The following is a 17,537-nucleotide window of genomic DNA, read 5'->3' on the forward strand; positions in this document are numbered from 1 at the left end:
AAGCTAACTCATTGAAGATATATATATTATTCAAAATATCGAGATATATTATCATGCCAATAATACGCCAGTAGAAATGACGATGTTGAATAGCTTATAACCAGAAACATTAATCTTGTAATTTTATTGGATATGATACCTAATAGGCTTTAGGATTTTTATCCTTATATTTAAAGTAGAAATACCGATTTCGCTGTTACGTACAGAAAAATATCATTGCGGATCTAAATTTTCTTTCTTCGTATTTAAGTAAACATCTAATATATTTATGTTAAAATTATTTATCAACTAATCAAAAACTAATCAAAAACCATTCAAAAACCATTCAAAAACCATTCAAAAACTATTTATCAACTAGTTAAAATAAAAATCGGACTCTAAAATATGGTCGTCTTTCTCATTATGTTGAAATATACCGATATCTATCCCTATAAAAACGACAAAAAAAATACCGATTTCTCGGTATTTTGGTTTCAGAGTAATTATATTCGAGTGTTTAACTTAAATAATGGTGTTACTGATAAATTAAATAATGGTGTTACTGATAAATTAAATAATGGTGCTACTGATAAATTAAATAATGGTGCTACTGGTAAATTAAATAATGGTGCTACTGGTAAATTAAATAATGGTGCTACTGCTAAATTAAATAATGGTGCTACTGCTAAATGAACTAATGGTGCTACTGCTAAATTAAATAATGGTGCTACTGCTAAATGAACTAATGGTGCTACTGATAAATGAAATAATGGTGCTACTGATAAATGAAATAATGGTGCTACTGCTAAATGAAATAATGGTGTTATTGTTAAGTTATATATGATACTCATACTTTATTAGATAAAAATTTTAAACTTATCGATTAATCTTACGTCTTTTACCCTACTAGTATTATTCACTGGTGATGATATGTAATAATATATTCAATAATATATTCAAATAATCCGTGCGCTCAGCGAGAATAAAGATAAAAATCTCTTTAAATTCTTCACTCTCTACCGTAATAATACCGTGAACCCATGCCCGATATTAATTAGAAAGCTGTTCTGTCGTGAGTTGATTGATATTAAACATCTTGATGCTGCTTCAAGAAAAATACGTCATGTTCTATATATTATCTAGAAGCTTATTATCTAGAAGCTTATTATCTAAAAGCTTTCAATCTTCAATTTCCGACTGTCTATTTCTGAACCACGAAATGATAGTAACCCGAGCCCTCCCAACAAGCAAGCTAAATTTTTAAACTAAGTCATTGTATTTTATATAATTTAAACTACATTTAATTAATAATTACTATCTTTGAATTTAAATCATTAAAATTAAACTTGGGCTCAACCTGTATCCTGCCATTATTCAGCAACAAATCATGCGATAATAATGTTATTAGACAAAAGGTTATTCAACAAAAAGCCATTGAGTAAAAAGTAATTCTCCAAAAGACTATTAGCTAAAAAATCATTCGACAAAAGCGTATTCGATAAAATAACCCAGTTAAAATTTTTCATTCAGTGACTAAAATAAATGTTCGGTCACTGGATAATCAACCTTAATCAACATCGAATCAATATAAATACCCGATAAATAATACAGCAGGATAGTCAAACAATATAATTAGCCGGTAAATACTACAGCAGGATAGCCAATAATATAATTAGCCGGTAAATAATACAGCAGGATAGCCAACAATATAATTAGCCGGTAAATAATACAGCAGGATAGCCAATGATATAATTAGCCGGTAAATAATACAGCAGAATAGCCAATAATATAATTAGCCGGTAAATACTACAGCAGGATAGCCAATATAGCTGTCTAGTCAATATAGCTATCTATTAGTTAGGTTGTGTAATATAGATCATGCTCCAGAGCAGATAATCGCAGAATAAACATAATCAATAGAGTGCACACTTGTCCCGTTAATCCAACAAAAGTGAGTAGCTCCAAACTACTTTGACTAATATTAGCCCACATTCGCTCGCGATCACTGACAGATCGCACCAATTGATCGCCATCGCGTACCATTAACAGCGTTGATAGCACATTTATCGATGATTTATCGCCAGTTTGTCGATGATTAGTCAGTCAATATCTCCTATTTCTTCTCTAGATCACGCTTTATCGACAAAATATCAGTATAAAACCAAATAGAACAAGGAAAATCGAGGTAAATTGAGGCGAATCGAGGTGAAACGAGGCGAAACGAGGCGAAACGAGGCGAAACGAGGCGAAACGAGGCGAACAATAATAAAATAAAACCCTATAAAATCATAATGTTAAAAGCACCCCTCGCGAACGCCCTCATTTCAAGCCGATCAAACGCCAATAGAGTGAGATTATCCGCTATTTACCCCCGATTTTAATCCCCACTGGCTGTATTCACCTATTTTTTAATCCTCGTTTCATACTATCTGCCATAATTAACCTCCATCGTTAAGATCCGGCATTAGATATGCCTAAAATCAATAATCGACAATCGACAATCTCCATAGCGTAAAAGCCATATAGATTAAAAGCCATATAGATTAAAAGCCATATAGATTAAAAGTCATGACAAAATATAGTTTAGGTCCGGCAGCGTAAAGTCAACATTAAGAACATTCGCCGCCCAATAAGGAGCGATTAATCAAAGCGCCCACAGAATCCATACCTGAATAAAAACATCAATAATAAAAAAAGGATTGTGCAGCCTGTTGCCACACAATCCTCAAGGGATAAACCTATTTCTGTTAGCCCGTGTCTTGAAGCTATGTTTTTATGTTCTTATGTTCTTATGTTCTTATGTTCTTAAGCTATTACCTTACTAAAACTATATTCTTAATGCATCGCCTTAAAAGAGCACTTTATCTAAACGCCCTTCAAAATGAAGCACCAACTGGGATAATACCGGATGCCACTCTTTAACCGAGACTCTGGAAGATTTCTCGGTTTTCATAATCCCAAGATAAACTAGCTTCATTAGGTTATTTTCATTGGGGAAAATCATCCTTGAGTTAACTAAAAAACCTAATTTTTTATGAAAAGACTCAATCATATTGGTGTTATAGATCCCTTGACGGATCCGCGAAGGATAATCGAAATACTCCTCAAACTGCGGCCATTTGCGACGCCACGATTGAATAATAGATGGGTAAATCTCTTCCCATTGCTGCTCAACAATCCCCCATGCGAGGTCTATTTCAGTGCGCGAAGGTGCACAAAGCATTTGATTTACATCGATCATAAAGGATTGACGCTGGGCAGCCGCGATATTCTTCAGCGAGATATGCAGCTGATCCATAATACAAAGTGGCATTTTTGACTGGGGATAAACCGCACTAATGCCTTCAGAGACCCCCTCACTGCCGTTGTGATTAACAACTAAAATATCCTCGACCCCGCGACTTTTTAGATCACTAAAAACCGATCGCCAAAAAGCCATTTGGGACTTTTCGCTAAAGTACACCCCCAAAACTTGTTTTTTGCCTTTAAGATCTAACGCTAAGACACAATAAAATATTTTATTCACATAACGCCTGGCTTCGCGGGTTTTATAGCTCGCCCCATACAGCCAGACAAAAGGATAAATCTGATTTAGTGGTCGCGTTTGCCACCGATGCATCACGGGTATTAATTTAGAAATAATTACACTGATCTGTTTGGTACTAACGCTCACTCCATACTTCTTATTCATCTCTCGCTGAATAATCGCGTAATCTGGATTGAGCATAAATAACTGCGTAATTTTTTCAGCTATATTATCTGCACTCATATCTTGTGATTCAATTAATTCACCATCTATATTTCTTATTTCCATAAAATAATAACTTCCTTCTGTGTGGGTTATTGAATTATTATTTTACGGAGAACTCTGATAAATACGAGCCATCGGCTAATTATATGACCATTAATAATTAAATTTGTTTTTAAAACAGTTAGTTAATATATTACCCCTGTAATATAGGATATTTTTTATTATTTACAAATCACCAATATAATAATTATATTTGCGAAACACATCGCAATAATAAATTTTATATTTAATCATATATTCATAAGAGATTCAGTCAGGCGAGGCTATCATCATTTAAATAAATAATTATATTTTTCCAAATTAAGACATTTTCTAGCGATGAGTCTAAAAATAATTGCTTATAGATTGCCTATAGATAAGTATTTAAAGATAGGCATTGATAAGTTGCTGGCTAAAAATAGCTATCTATACACAGATATCCATAAATAGCAGTGTTAAAAGTGAGTCAGAGAAAAATAAAAAGATAACATTAGCGCATCCATGATTAGACAAGCAATCAACGTGATTATGGCTAAATCCAACTTAACATCTGCGGGGTTAAATAAACAACAGCTTATCGCATTGATGGCGGACAGTGTTAATGAGAGCAATCTCAACAATTTTGGACGCTTCGATGCGTTAAAAGATTCTGTCGATAAAGCCAAAGCCAAGATCTATTTTGAAACACAAGACCGCGTAACTCTGCCGCCATTTAAACTAAATATTCGCATTGAACAGTACTTAAAACAGTTGATCCTTGCCCGGCAGGATGATGAGTAACCCGAGATTATGGGTATACTCGGTGGGTCAATGATAAAAGCCTGAGAGCCTGAAATCTAAGCGCCGGCGATATTGAAAGCGTGATGGGGCGAGTCATCAACCCTCACGCGTTATTCAATTGAATTTTAGTTGACCTCGACAGTAATAAAAAAAGCACCCACGGTGATAACCGCAGATGCTTCTGTTTTTTAACCGAGACTTTCGAAGCTTTCTATCATCGCTCGAATTTTTCGGTCTGCAGTACCCCAAGCTAAACTAACTTCATTCCGTGATTTTGATTGAAAAAATCAGGTTTAAGTTAACCCTATTAGGGTCATTTTATGGGGTCACTTGGTATTTCTCGCCGGTGTTGTTTCTGCGGCATCAGCCTCAGGATCGTGCTCAATGTTTTCGATTAAGCGCGGTTTAATGCCCGTGCATGGTGGGCAAAATGTTCACCGATAAAACTGGCGATAAAGTAATAGCTGTGGTCATATCCTGCGCGCATATTCAACTGGTACGGATACTGTTTTTGCTCACATATTGCTTGTAACAATTCAGGTTTTAATTGTTCATTTAAGAACGGATCAGCACTGCCGATATCAATTAATAGCGGAATTTCCTGCGCATGATCAGCCAGTAGTTGCAAAGTGTCGTAGGGCTGCCACTCTGTTTTATCGGTCCCTAAATAAGCGCTAAACGCTTTTTGTCCCCACGGAACTTGTGAGGGAGCAATGATCGGCGAGAAAGCGGAAACACTTTGATAACGCAGAGGATTGCGCAGCGCTATCATTAATGCACCATGCCCGCCCATTGAGTGTCCTGAAATCACTCGCTGTTGGTTTGCCGCAAAGTGCTGTTCAATTAAGTCTGGCAATTCGGTGACCACATAATCGTACATACGGTAATGGGTCGCCCAAGGTTGTTCGGTGGCGTTAAGATAAAATCCCGCCCCTTGGCCTAAATCGTAGCTTTCGCTATCAGCTACGTCACTGCCGCGTGGGCTGGTATCTGGCGCAACGATGATCATGCCGTGTTGAGCCGCAAATTGTTGCGCGCCCGCCTTGGTAATAAAGTTTTGTTCGTTGCAAGTTAGCCCGGATAACCAATACAGTACCGGGCAGGCTTGATACTCTGCTTGTGGCGGCAGATAAACCGCAACATTCATAGTGCAACCCAATACTCCCGAAGGATGCTGATACACGTCTTGCCAGCCACCGAAACAGGCGTGGCGTTCGATTCTTTCCATGATTTACCTCGGTATAAAATCAACCATAACGGAGGTCAACCCGCCGTCATGGTTTAATTAATCCAGCCAAGTGATGGTTACGGCACAGCTCACGCAGAAATACCTAAGCTATATAGCCGTTATTAGCCTAATTATTTAGGCTGAAAATGAATAACTGTACGAATAGATTTACCTTGGTGCATCAGATCAAAAGCGTGATTAATTTGCTCTAAAGGTAATGTATGGGTCACAAATGGCTTAAGTTCTATTTCACCACTCATCGCCTGTTCAACCATTTGCGGTAACTGGCTACGGCCTTTTACGCCACCGAACGCGGTTCCACGCCATGAGCGGCCCGTCACTAACTGGAAAGGCCGGGTAGAAATTTCTTGTCCCGCGCCCGCCACTCCAATCACAATTGACTGTCCCCAGCCGCGATGTGCGCTTTCAAGCGCAGCACGCATGACATTAACGTTGCCGATGCATTCAAAGGTGTGATCAACGCCCCATTCTGTCATTTCAATCAGAACCTGTTGAATAGGTTTGTCGTAATCTTTGGGATTCAAACAGTCAGTGGCACCAAATTGCTGGGCTAACGCAAATTTTTCAGGGTTAGTATCGATAGCAAAAATACGGCCGGCTTTCGCTTGGCGCGCACCTTGGATCACCGCCAGACCAATGCCGCCGAGACCAAAAACAGCCACAGAATCTCCCGGTTGTACTTTTGCTGTATTATGTACCGCACCAATCCCGGTGGTTACACCGCAGCCTAATAAGCATACTTGTTCATGGTTCGCTTCGGGATTAATTTTCGCTAAAGATACTTCAGCAACTACGGTGTACTCACTAAAGGTTGAGCAGCCCATATAATGATAAATCGGCTCGCCATTATAAGAAAAACGCGTGGTGCCATCAGGCATGACGCCCTTGCCTTGGGTGGCGCGTACCGAGACACACAGGTTAGTTTTGCCTGATTTACAGAATAAACATTCGCCACATTCTGCGGTATATAGTGGGATCACGTGGTCACCCGGTTTTACGCTAGTCACGCCTTCGCCGACTTCAACCACGACGCCGGCACCTTCATGGCCCAGAACCGCTGGGAATACGCCTTCAGGGTCGTCACCGGATAATGTAAAGGCATCGGTATGGCAAACCCCGGTATGGCTCACTTTGATCAGCACTTCGCCGGCTTGTGGGGGCATAACATCAATTTCAACAATTTTCAGGGGTTGTCCTGGGCCGAATGCTACCGCTGCGCGTGATTTCATAAATGCTCCTTGTAAAGAGGCTCAACAGGGTAATGAATACAGCGCATAGACATAAAACGTATAGACATAAAGCACATAGATATAAAGCACATAGGCAGATTGTTACCATTGTCTGGTAAAACTGCGCGGTGCTAGGCTACTGATATGCTGCCGATAGGCTACGGTTTGTATGCTATGGCATATTGCGCGATGTTGAGTCTCTCTATGAGTTATTGGGTGAATTGTGGGGGGTTTATCCGAACAGAGGTCGCTAGAAAAACCGCCCAAACTTAACGTAAATATGTTCGAATCAACGCGACCGCATCTTCGATAGAATCTTGTTGCTGTGCTGGATCAGGATGAATATTGGTTAATTCTTGGCGCAAGTGGCTTTCCAATACTCCCGCCATTAAGCCATTGATCGCCCCACGAATAGCTGCAATCTGCTGCAATACTGCACGGCAGTCTGCATGGGCTTCTAACGCCACTTCCAAGGCATTCATTTGCCCTTTAATCTTACGAACGCGGGTCAAAACCGCTTTTTTTTCTTTCGGTGAATGTGGCATCGTGATCCCTTTAATATACTCGGGGGGAGTATACATATTTACTTGCAGTATAGTATAAGATTTACCGACTGTCACGGTGTGAGCCTCATTGGCGCAGAGTTAACACGGGGCGAGTACTGAATGGGGCTCACATCGAAATGCGTGAACTGTATGAAATTAGCTATAAAAAATGGCTCTGTCGGTGATTAACCTAACAGAGCCATGTTTTGAACTCGATTGAATCAATGAGATGGATATAACTGTCTCATCTAGCCTCTGGTTTCAGTGCTTAGCTTATTAGCCTATAAGAAAGTTAGCTTATAAGAAAGCAAAGAAGATCATGCCGACAATCGCTCCCGTGGTGCCCAAAATGGTTTCCATCATGGTCCACGTTTTCAGGGTTTGAGCTTCCGTAGCGCCGGTAAATTTACCGAATAGCCAGAAACCTGAGTCATTGACGTGGCTAAGAATTAAAGATCCCCCAGAGATACAAATGGCTAATGCGGCTAGCTGTCCGCCAGAGTAACCTAATTCACTAATCACCGGCAGAACCAAGCCTACTGTGGTTAAACATGCGACTGTCGCAGAGCCTTGGATCACTCGCACGGCCCCCGCCAAAATAAAGCAAGCAAATGCAATAGGCAGGCCGGCACCAATCAATGAATCACCGAGTGCTGGGCCTACACCCGAGTCAATCAGGACTTGTTTAAATACCCCACCCGCCCCAGTGACTAACAGAATAATACCTGCCGGTTGGATAGCCGAGGAGCACACTTCCATCACTTTATCTTTGCTCATACCGTAGCGGAATCCAAGGCCATAAATCGCTAATAGACACGCTAATAATAAAGCGGTAAAGGGATGGCCAATAAATTCTAACCAATGTTCAACCGTAGAGCCTGCGGTGACAAAATGTGTACCTATGGTTTTTAATCCGACTAACACTAATGGGAATAGCACTAAAGATAAACTAAACCCAAAACTTGGCATTTTAGTGTGGTCTGTATTGGGCGCCTGATAATCTGCTGGAATATCAATAGTCACAAATTTACTAATAAAGTTACCGTATAATGGACCGGCGAGGATCATACCGGGGATCGCGGCACACGCCCCAATCAAGATCATCCAGCCGTAATCAGCCCCCATTTGTGAGGCAACCAGCATCGGTGTTGGTCCCGGTAATAAGAATGCGGCGGCCGCCGCAACTCCTGCAAACAAGGGGATAGCCAAGCGAACCACGTTATGGCCGGTACGATTTGCTACCGCAAAAACCACGCCAATCAATAGCACCACAGCCACATCAAAGAATAAAGGTAATGCACAAATCAGCCCGGCAATACCGACGGCATAGTGAGCGCGTTTTTCTCCGAAGGTATTCAATAATTTGGCGGCGATTTGGTCTAATGCTCCGGTTTCATGCAGAATTTTACCGAACATAGCGCCTAATGCGACCACAATGGCTAAAAACCCTAAGGTACCTGCCATTCCTTTTTGCATGGTTTCAGTGATTTGCTGTACTGGCATGCCGGAGAATAACCCCGCGCCAATCGATACAATCATCAACGCCACAAATGCATGTAAACGGGCATACATGACTAAAAATAAGAGTAAAACAACCGATCCAACCGCGGTTAATACCAGTGTCATGGTACTCAGCGCTTCAACTGTGGGGACTGTCATAATTATTCTCCAGAAACAATATGTTGGATGACAGCACCCGTATTCGCGATCACTTCATCGAGTGGTAAACGAATATCTATTGCGCGGACATCAGTTTCATCCTGACTAGGTTCTTGCAACGTCTGAAATTGAGAAACTAACATTTCAGGTTTGAAGAAGTGTCCTTTACGGCTTTTAAGGCGACTTTCAATCAAGTCAAAATCGCCTTGCATATAGAGGAAAAACAAGTTCTTATTGCCGTCTCTTAGTCTATCTCGATATTCTTTTTTCAAAGCAGAGCAGACAATTAAAGACACTTGATTGGTGCGTTGCATGGCAAAAATGGCATCGTTTAATGCGGTTAACCACGGTGTACGATCTTGGTCATTGAGTGCATGGCCCGCGGCCATTTTCTGAATATTGGCCCTTGGATGTAAAAAATCGCCATCTAAAAATGCGGCACCCAGCTGTTGTGCAACGCCATTTGCAACCGCTGATTTACCGCTGCCTGATACCCCCATCAGGACAAATGCATAGTGTTGTTTTTGGGTATCACTCATTAAGAACTCCTTGGTATTTTTTTAATATCCAGCAATCTTTGCCTGTAGATAGCCCACTTTCTTGGTAAAACTAGAGCTAATCCATCAAGAATTAACCTGAGTGCTAGGAGCAGTTAGTCTTATTTGGCTGTCTGCAACGCAAATTATCGCGGCTATAAATACTTTTTTAGTTAATTTTTTATTTTTTGTTACCGGTAACAGTAGCGAGTACATTATCAGTAGCCAAACTATATTTGGCAATCAAAGACCCTAAAAAAGAGATGGAATTGTGATGGTTATCTCACTAATCAGCGGATAACCGTCTTGCTAATTAGATACTTTCCCCTGGCAGCAACTCAAAACCGACGTCAAATAATTTACGGGGGAGTGATTTCCCTTTTATTCTGGCTAACAACACTTCTGCGGCTTTGCGTCCTAATTTATCCCTGGGCGTTAGAATACTCGCCAGTTTTGGGCTCATGACTTGTCCAACATCGTGACCATGAAAACCGGCAATAGCTAATTGCTTGGGAATTTTGATCCCCAGCCGCTGACACTCAAAAATAGCACCAATCGCAATATCATCATTGGTACAAAATAGACCGTCAACATCAGGGTATTTTTCACGGGCGGCATGCAGTAATTCAACCCCTAATGAATAGGATGAACTGACCGGCGTCATAACATTACCAGCCACTAATCCGGCATCGTGCATCGCCTTTTCATATCCTGCGAGTCGAATTAATGTACGTTCATCTTGACGCGCCCCTAGATAGATCACCCGCCGACATCCTCGTTTAATCATCTCTGTGGTCATTTGTTGCGAAGCCGCAAAGTTATCGATCCCTACCGCAACATCAAGGCAAGGAGACACGCTATCCATGATTTCCACCACCGGAATACCGGCAGTTTTCAACATTTTCAAGGTGCGCTCGGTATGCGTTCTTTCCGCCAGAATGAGTCCATCTATATTGTAAGACAGTAACGATAATAAGCGTTCTTCTTCTTGCTCTGGTCGATAGCCATAATGAGCCAGCATGGTCTGATAACCGTGACGGTCGGTCACTGATTCAATACCTCGAATAACTTCCGCAAATACTTGGTTGGTTAGTGATGGAAGCAAAACACCGATAGCATGGCTGGTCGCATTGGAGAGTAAATCGGGCGCTCGATTAGGAATATAACCTAATTCATCAACCACTTGAGCGATACGCGTACGCAATGATGCCGAAACTTGTTCCGGATTACGTAAAAAGCGGCTGACGGTCATTTTGGTGATCCCGACCTGATCAGCAACATCCTGTAAAGAGGGTCTTTTTTTCTTCATATAATATTTTAGTTATCCTGATACCACACCTTTAGGCGCATGTTATGCTATCTGAAAGTAGATTGTCCTATCTGAAAATAGATTGTCCTATCTGAAAATAGATTGCGCTATCTGAGCGTATATTCTGTGCGCTGAAAGTCTATGATCACAGAACAGAAGAGTATGTTCTGTGATCATAGATGAGATAGCAATTCTTACTTGCTGATTTATATCACATAACCTTGTTATTTCTTGTTTTTTCAATTAACTCTGCTACTCATCTCAGTTAATTCCACTCGCTATATAGATTAAATCATAACGATACTCACTTTCACTGATTAATGAGCGGTCACCTCCCGATGAAAATAAAGAGAACAACCTTTGTGACCTCCTTTGCAGCCCAGCCGCACTGAATTATCTGTCCTCATCTATAGATCTGGCGTCTAATCATCAACCTGAGTTATTTGGAAGATTATCCACGAGTCATTATGATGATGACAGTAACGCAACCGATTTACGTTTAGATATTAGTTGACGTGAACGCGCTCGGCTCTTTTTTGCCGCGCACAGGAAAGAAGATATTCATCGATCACTCGGTCGTCGAACGCCCCGATGATCGCCATCAAGATGAAAGTGGGTCTTTAGCTACAAATACCAATGGGTAGTATCTGATCGGCGGGATATTATCGGCGGTCTTGGTTATGACTGGCGTAAAAGTAGCGAAGGTATGGCTAAATATCATTTAGATAATAGTGATACTGTACAATTGTTCATCTCTGATAGACGCCGAGTTGATTATAGGGGGCTGGGTGTCGCAATTAATGGACAAATATCAAATTGGATACAAACAGATGTCAGTTATCATCATAGTTATAGTTATAGTTATAGTTATAGTTATAGTTATAGTTATGCCGAGCCTAAACATGAAAGCATAAAACACGTTTCTCAATTACCTTCCCATAAAATCTTTTTATAGAGAAAATTTATATCCATTAAACCATTAAGGAAGCCCGTGCTTGGGCATATAATCAGGGGGATTGTCATGAGAAAATTGCAGGTTCCTCTAAAATTGATCTACCAGTAGATTATGATTGAGTCAGGGTCTATCAACCTATGCCTCAGTTAATAATTTGTTTGATAAGTCATATTCATTGACCAATGGCTATATAGAGGTAGGAGGTAATTATTGGCTAGGAATAGAATGTGAATATTAAAATCCATTTAATTAACTCAAGATGACATTTTAACACCCGTTATGAGTAAATAAACTATAATATGCTAAACGTTAAACTTTTATAATCAACAAAACTGAGAGTCACCACACAAAAATAACAATTCAAATTAAAATTAAATAAATTTAATTTAAATCATTTCTTAACGCTGGATATCAAGATATTTCAACTTATTACTCTGAAGCATATCAATTACAGAATAATAACAAACACAGACTAAAAGACCATATATATCACATAAATTAAATGATTTAGCCAAAACAAGTCACCATTCAATCAATCAAGTTAACATTTATCTATCCCTGACAAAATTAATAACTAAAACCAGCAAGATATTACATATTAGAAAACTTGAAGTTGTATATTATAATAACTAGACTAGGAAGATAAAAACGCTAATAATTAACAACAACCATCCAATGGAATTAATTTTTAATAAAAGTAATGGATGAAATGAATCATTTCTTTCTATTATTTAAGATGATTATTTTTATTTAAGATGATTACTTTTCTATTTTCACTAAACAGAGATATAGCATATCACCATGATTAATAATTTAACCTATATCATTAATAATACACTATTATTCTCACCTGAAGACTGTACCTTAAGTCAACAAAGTGATCAGAATAAAATAGAGTTATTATCTAAGCCTGCGGCAAGATTATTTAACGAATTAATTACGTTATATCAGAATGGACACTTAGCGACTCGAGACGAATTATTAACCAACGTCTGGGAGAATCATGGATTAGTAGGTTCAAATAATAATTTAAATACTTATATTAGCGAGATAAGAAAAAAAATAGAAAAATTAGGTGAAAACCCTAAGCTTATAGTAACAATACCTAAAAAGGGATTTCGATTAGACGGTGAAATAAAGCAATATTTTTCTACCGAACATAATAATCAAGAATCGGTGAATACTGATAGTATCGATCATCATGATGAAATTTCATTTCAACAAAATATAAAAACTAAAGATAATAATGAAGTTTCCGTAAGCTCAAAACAAGAAATAGCGGCATCTAAAGATCAAGATTTAAATAATGAAAAAACAGATAATTGTGTAAAAACATATCAGCCGATTATTGATAATAATGATGAAAAATCTATTACTATCGTACCTGAGATAAAAAAAACTCCCTTTTATCCACATAAAATAAGGGTTTTTAAAGACAGCAGAAAAACTAAAACCGGGGCAGTTATTATAATCATAGTGTTTTTTTTATATTGCTTATTTTTGTTCACTTCAAAAAATAGTTTTTCATTTAGTCAAATAGCCAAGTATAATGAAATAACTAAAATAGATCATTGTAGTTTACAGATATCATCACAACGTCATAGAAATCTAAATGATTATGATATCACAATGATAAAAAAGATATTTAATGATAATAATATATCTTGTACTCAAGGTGATAAGTTTATTTTTCTTTCGCATAATAATACTAGCATTGATATAAATGGAGATTATTTCATCGGAGTTTGTGATGAAATTAATAACAAAAAAATGAATTGTATCTCTATTAATCAACAGAGACTATAAAGATGAAAAAAAGCATACTTACTGCGATGGCTATTTGTATACCAATAAGCTTAATATCATTTACTTTTTATTACTTAAAGCCAAAAGTCTATACTTGTGAAGTTAATAGTGTGTGGTATAAAAAAATAAATCATACCGCTCCCTTGGTTATGTCAACCAAAAATAAAGTCATCCTATCTGATAATAAACAAGGCATACTTAGTATTCATGGTTCAGTAAGCAAAGGTGAGCAAGATTATATAATCAATAGAAGTATCAATGTAACATATGAAGAAATAAATAAAAAAGGAAATTATAAAATAAACTTCACTAGCTCAACAGTGAAATCTAATGATAATATTCCTGATAATGTATTAGGTGAATTCATACAAATTGGAGCTAATGATATCAGTTATTATGCTCGACTTTTTAAATATGAAGATGGTATTTATATATTACGAAGTGAGGATTCATCAAGGTTTATTTGTTATTCTGAATAATATAATCCTTACAATGAATAAATTGATATTATCAATAATGCTATTGATAATATCAGAAATAAATGAAATTAAGGAATAGTAAGTACCAATGTAACTACGCCAGAAAATTTTCCAGGGGGTAAAATTCCACTGTTACTCGTAATAAGTTTAGATGTAATATTAACTATTCGTCTATCATTAGCCTTTAATCTAATAGTAGAACCAATATTTGCTGCAATATTATTGATTTTAATCTCTGAACCAATGCTACCATCGGGGCGTAAATTTAATACCGGACCGTCCATGTTCGATCTTATTTTCAGTGTCATTGGTTGATTACAAATAACCTCAAAAGTACTGCTTTGAAAATCTCCATCAACATCAATATCACTCAAAAGCCCATGATCAATTTCCATTCTACCTGATCCTGCGAAATAACATTTCCCTGTAGGGGGAGGAGCAATACCACAAATACCATTTGACACCATAATGCCATAAGCCGCACTTTTACTTTTGTTCAAAAAGAAACCAATGCATTCATCTGCTTGGATTTCGCCATGATGCTCTGTAGTCCCTTGAAATGGTAATCTTAAACCACATAAATTAACTGCATCACTATAAACATCGCTCAAAGATGAATAGTCTGAAAAATCTATATCACATTTCCAAGGGGTCGATTTTACTCTTCCTGATCCCCCCTTATTGGGTAATGAGTGTAAATGATTGATAGATAAATAACATTTATAACCAGGTAAATCTGTTTTACATGGATTAACATCATAAGGCGATACTTTCCAGTATTCTAGAATAAAAGAATAACGCCAGTTTTTTCCTGATAAACGTTCAATATCTGTAACATATGAAAAATAAGAAGCAGCGAAACAATAATATGGAAGAAATAATAAACTTATGATTATTGCTGTTTTTTTTATTTTCATAATATCCTCAATTGTAAGCGAAAGTAAAAATAGCTTTTGCTGAAAAATTACCTTTTTTTATCTTTTTACTGTCTATAGCTTTTTTTGTTGGTTTTAAATATGCCCGAAAAACCATATCATTGCGGCCATTTTTTGCTATTTTTATTAATGAAGAGAATTGGTTAATTGGTAAAAAAAAACCCTCTCCCGTTTCTATTCCAATAGCTACATCTTGTTTTAAATTATCTTGATCTACAGCTAGAAAACCTTTCATAGTTGGACTTTCAATACCTGAGAATTTAATTTTAAAACTATTAATTACTGAAATATCGCATTCAGAAAAAACAATTATAAACTCTTTTTTTTCCCAGCCTTGATTGTTTTCATATAATTCTTTAAGAATAAAATTATTAAAAATTACATTAATATCATCATCACCAGGTAATAATTTGCAAGGTGAATTAATCAAAGAACCATGTATTTTTAAATTTTCAGCTTTAGTTGAACGTAAAGAATCACAACCAAAAAAAAAGATAAAAAACAAAAAATAAATAAACGAATTGTTCATTATTTGTACTCCACCAACAAAGTACCAGTGGCAAAAAAATAACCTGAAGGTAACTCACTATTTTTTTTCTTTATTAAGATAGCCCATAAGGTTCCAAGTGTATTTTCATTAATACGATATTTCTTTCCTAGTTCTAACATTTCATGGTCAAGAGAAAATTTCACGGCTAAATTATCTATATTAGTTTTTAACCCATTTTTATCAAAATTACTTTTTATGCCATTTACACTCAAATACATATCCCAGTTATTATTATTATAGCCGCATTCAATCTGATAATTAATTTCTCGTTTTTGCTCAAGACCTTTAATTGACTTTGTTAATACATCCCTAAAGTTAACATCAACATTAGATCCTTGATTTATTTTACAAGGTGGTGGAAGTAAAATATTTCCGGTTATCTTTAAATCAACTTCATTATCTCTAGCTGAAACTGTTAATATTAAAAATAAATTTGAAAATAAAATAACATAAATAAATTTTCTAAATTTCATAAATATAACTACCATTATTTATTGATATTCCACTTGCAAAATTGCACTTGCGGAAAATGCACGGCCAGGCAAATCAGCATTATTTTTTTTCACTAAAAAAGCAGAAAGTTTAGGTGGCTTTTTATATCTAAATGAAATCTTATCTTTTATAGCAAGATGTTTTTTATTCACTTTAAATGCTACACCTAAATCATCTATACTAGTTTTCAATAATTCATCATTAAATAATGCACTTGAGCCAATAATGCCTAATTTCATTGTCGGATTTAACGCCCCTTTACATTCAACATTATAATTTATGTCTTGTATATACGTCTCACCGTCTATATCTTTAGAATATACATCACCAAAATTTATCTTGATAGCCTTTCCATTATTAATGGTACATGGACGTGCTAAGATTTCACCTTTAACTTCAACATATAAAAAACCAGCAAACGAGAAGGCAGCTGAAGAAACAGAACATAATAATATAATACTTAATAATTTTTTTATCATGTTCATCATAACTTCCTATTATTTACTTAGATATCACTAAACATTGTTGGCCTTGACATTTAAATCTTAACTCGGCTAAACCACCAAAATCATTTAAATAATAAATAAATGGAGAATCACCTAAATTATTACCGGCTAACTCTAATTTCTTTTGACTAAATGGTTCAATCATTATTCCTTCAAAGCTATCTATGCTTTTATTATTAACATCAATTTTAATTACCGTTAAATTATATGGCGTTGGGTTTTTCATTGTGTAAATATTATTTGTCTTTATAAGGCTAATTTCTTTTGCTAATGGATTTTCTTCCATACGTTCATTTGAGCCTAAACCTTTAGGGCGGTAAAATAATTTTATTCTTGTTTGTAAAGCTATTTGCAATACATTTACATCGCTACTTCTCGGTGGGATTTCTCTAACATTTATATAGAAAACACTTTCTCTGTCTTGAGGTAATTTAGATACCGCTCCTATTGCTTGAATTTTAACTTGGCTTTTACTATTAAACTCTATTCTTTGTACTGGGGGAGTAATTATAAAGGGGGTATTTAATTTCTCTTCTTGTTCGTTTTCTAACCATGTCTGTGATAAATAAGGTTTATCTTTACTTTCATTAGTTAATCCAATGCTAACTGATTTTTGACCTTCATTATAAATCACACGTGTTCTATCTAATGCTATTGCACTAAAAGATGGAAATGATAAAAATAAAAGTGTTGTGATTAATGAATTAATAGCTAGTTTATTTAAATTCATATAAATTC

16 protein-coding genes are annotated in these 17,537 nt (G+C 36.7%); 4 read left to right on the forward strand and 12 right to left on the reverse strand.

Annotation, left to right across the window (positions count from 1 at the left end; all coding sequences use genetic code 11):
- Positions 1–384 precede the first annotated feature (384 nt).
- Positions 385–672: a hypothetical protein gene (locus MNY66_RS13945; RefSeq protein WP_241501103.1), complete on the forward strand. Its 288-nt coding sequence runs from the start codon at positions 385–387 to the stop codon at positions 670–672.
- Between the two features lie 2,155 nt (positions 673–2,827).
- Here the strand turns inward: MNY66_RS13945 and MNY66_RS13950 are convergent.
- Positions 2,828–3,793: an IS256 family transposase gene (locus MNY66_RS13950; protein ID WP_241501104.1), complete on the reverse strand. Its 966-nt coding sequence runs from the start codon at positions 3,791–3,793 to the stop codon at positions 2,828–2,830.
- A 477-nt stretch (positions 3,794–4,270) separates the two neighbouring features.
- Between MNY66_RS13950 and MNY66_RS13955 the strand changes: the two genes are divergently transcribed.
- Complete coding sequence (locus MNY66_RS13955) at positions 4,271–4,549, forward strand: hypothetical protein (protein WP_241501105.1); 279 nt, start codon at positions 4,271–4,273, stop codon at positions 4,547–4,549.
- 394 nt (positions 4,550–4,943) lie between these two features.
- Here the strand turns inward: MNY66_RS13955 and fghA are convergent, their stop codons facing one another.
- From fghA to gntR, 6 genes are all read right to left on the reverse strand, one after another.
- The gene (gene fghA, locus MNY66_RS13960; protein ID WP_241501106.1) at positions 4,944–5,777 is read right to left on the reverse strand and encodes an S-formylglutathione hydrolase; all 834 of its coding nucleotides are present in this window, start codon (positions 5,775–5,777) and stop codon (positions 4,944–4,946) included.
- 131 nt (positions 5,778–5,908) lie between these two features.
- Positions 5,909–7,027 carry an S-(hydroxymethyl)glutathione dehydrogenase/class III alcohol dehydrogenase gene (locus MNY66_RS13965; RefSeq protein ID WP_047256240.1) on the reverse strand — a complete coding sequence of 373 codons (1,119 nt, stop codon included), beginning with the start codon at positions 7,025–7,027 and terminating at the stop codon, positions 5,909–5,911.
- A gap of 269 nt (positions 7,028–7,296) precedes the next feature.
- Positions 7,297–7,572, reverse strand: coding sequence for a formaldehyde-responsive transcriptional repressor FrmR (frmR, locus tag MNY66_RS13970; RefSeq protein ID WP_047256241.1), 276 nt, complete (start codon positions 7,570–7,572; stop codon positions 7,297–7,299).
- A 297-nt stretch (positions 7,573–7,869) separates the two neighbouring features.
- Positions 7,870–9,207 (reverse strand): gluconate transporter, encoded by a 1,338-nt coding sequence (gene gntU, locus MNY66_RS13975; protein WP_167308877.1) that lies wholly within the window; start codon positions 9,205–9,207, stop codon positions 7,870–7,872.
- Positions 9,208–9,233: 26 nt separating this feature from the next.
- Positions 9,234–9,770: a gluconokinase gene (gene gntK / locus MNY66_RS13980; RefSeq protein ID WP_047256243.1), complete on the reverse strand. Its 537-nt coding sequence runs from the start codon at positions 9,768–9,770 to the stop codon at positions 9,234–9,236.
- A 310-nt stretch (positions 9,771–10,080) separates the two neighbouring features.
- Entirely contained in the window at positions 10,081–11,076 is a 996-nt protein-coding gene (gene gntR, locus MNY66_RS13985; RefSeq protein WP_047256244.1) for a gluconate operon transcriptional repressor GntR, read from the reverse strand.
- 1,756 nt (positions 11,077–12,832) lie between these two features.
- Between gntR and MNY66_RS13990 the strand changes: the two genes are divergently transcribed.
- Together MNY66_RS13990 and MNY66_RS13995 are read left to right on the forward strand one after the other, a co-directional pair.
- Entirely contained in the window at positions 12,833–13,837 is a 1,005-nt protein-coding gene (locus MNY66_RS13990) for a winged helix-turn-helix domain-containing protein (RefSeq protein WP_241501107.1), read from the forward strand.
- Positions 13,838–13,839: 2 nt separating this feature from the next.
- The gene (locus MNY66_RS13995; RefSeq protein WP_241501108.1) at positions 13,840–14,316 is read left to right on the forward strand and encodes a hypothetical protein; all 477 of its coding nucleotides are present in this window, start codon (positions 13,840–13,842) and stop codon (positions 14,314–14,316) included.
- Between the two features lie 68 nt (positions 14,317–14,384).
- Here the strand turns inward: MNY66_RS13995 and MNY66_RS14000 are convergent, their stop codons facing one another.
- From MNY66_RS14000 to MNY66_RS14020, 5 genes are read right to left on the reverse strand one after another with little or no spacing between them, the layout of a single operon-like run.
- Positions 14,385–15,233: an MrpH family fimbial adhesin gene (locus MNY66_RS14000; RefSeq protein ID WP_047256247.1), complete on the reverse strand. Its 849-nt coding sequence runs from the start codon at positions 15,231–15,233 to the stop codon at positions 14,385–14,387.
- A gap of 7 nt (positions 15,234–15,240) precedes the next feature.
- Positions 15,241–15,780 carry a fimbrial protein gene (locus MNY66_RS14005; RefSeq protein WP_241501109.1) on the reverse strand — a complete coding sequence of 180 codons (540 nt, stop codon included), beginning with the start codon at positions 15,778–15,780 and terminating at the stop codon, positions 15,241–15,243.
- Positions 15,780–16,274, reverse strand: a complete 495-nt coding sequence (locus MNY66_RS14010) for a fimbrial protein (protein WP_241501110.1) — start codon at positions 16,272–16,274, stop codon at positions 15,780–15,782. Before MNY66_RS14010 ends, MNY66_RS14005 begins: the two co-directional genes overlap by 1 nt.
- An 18-nt stretch (positions 16,275–16,292) precedes the next feature.
- A complete protein-coding gene (locus MNY66_RS14015; protein ID WP_241501111.1) occupies positions 16,293–16,778 on the reverse strand; it encodes a fimbrial protein in 486 nt (161 codons plus the stop codon).
- 16 nt (positions 16,779–16,794) lie between these two features.
- Positions 16,795–17,529: a fimbrial biogenesis chaperone gene (locus MNY66_RS14020; RefSeq protein WP_047256251.1), complete on the reverse strand. Its 735-nt coding sequence runs from the start codon at positions 17,527–17,529 to the stop codon at positions 16,795–16,797.
- Positions 17,530–17,537: the final 8 nt, after the last annotated feature.

This window comes from Moellerella wisconsensis, assembly GCF_022592395.1.
In the GTDB taxonomy this organism is placed as follows: Bacteria; Pseudomonadota; Gammaproteobacteria; order Enterobacterales; family Enterobacteriaceae; genus Moellerella; species Moellerella wisconsensis.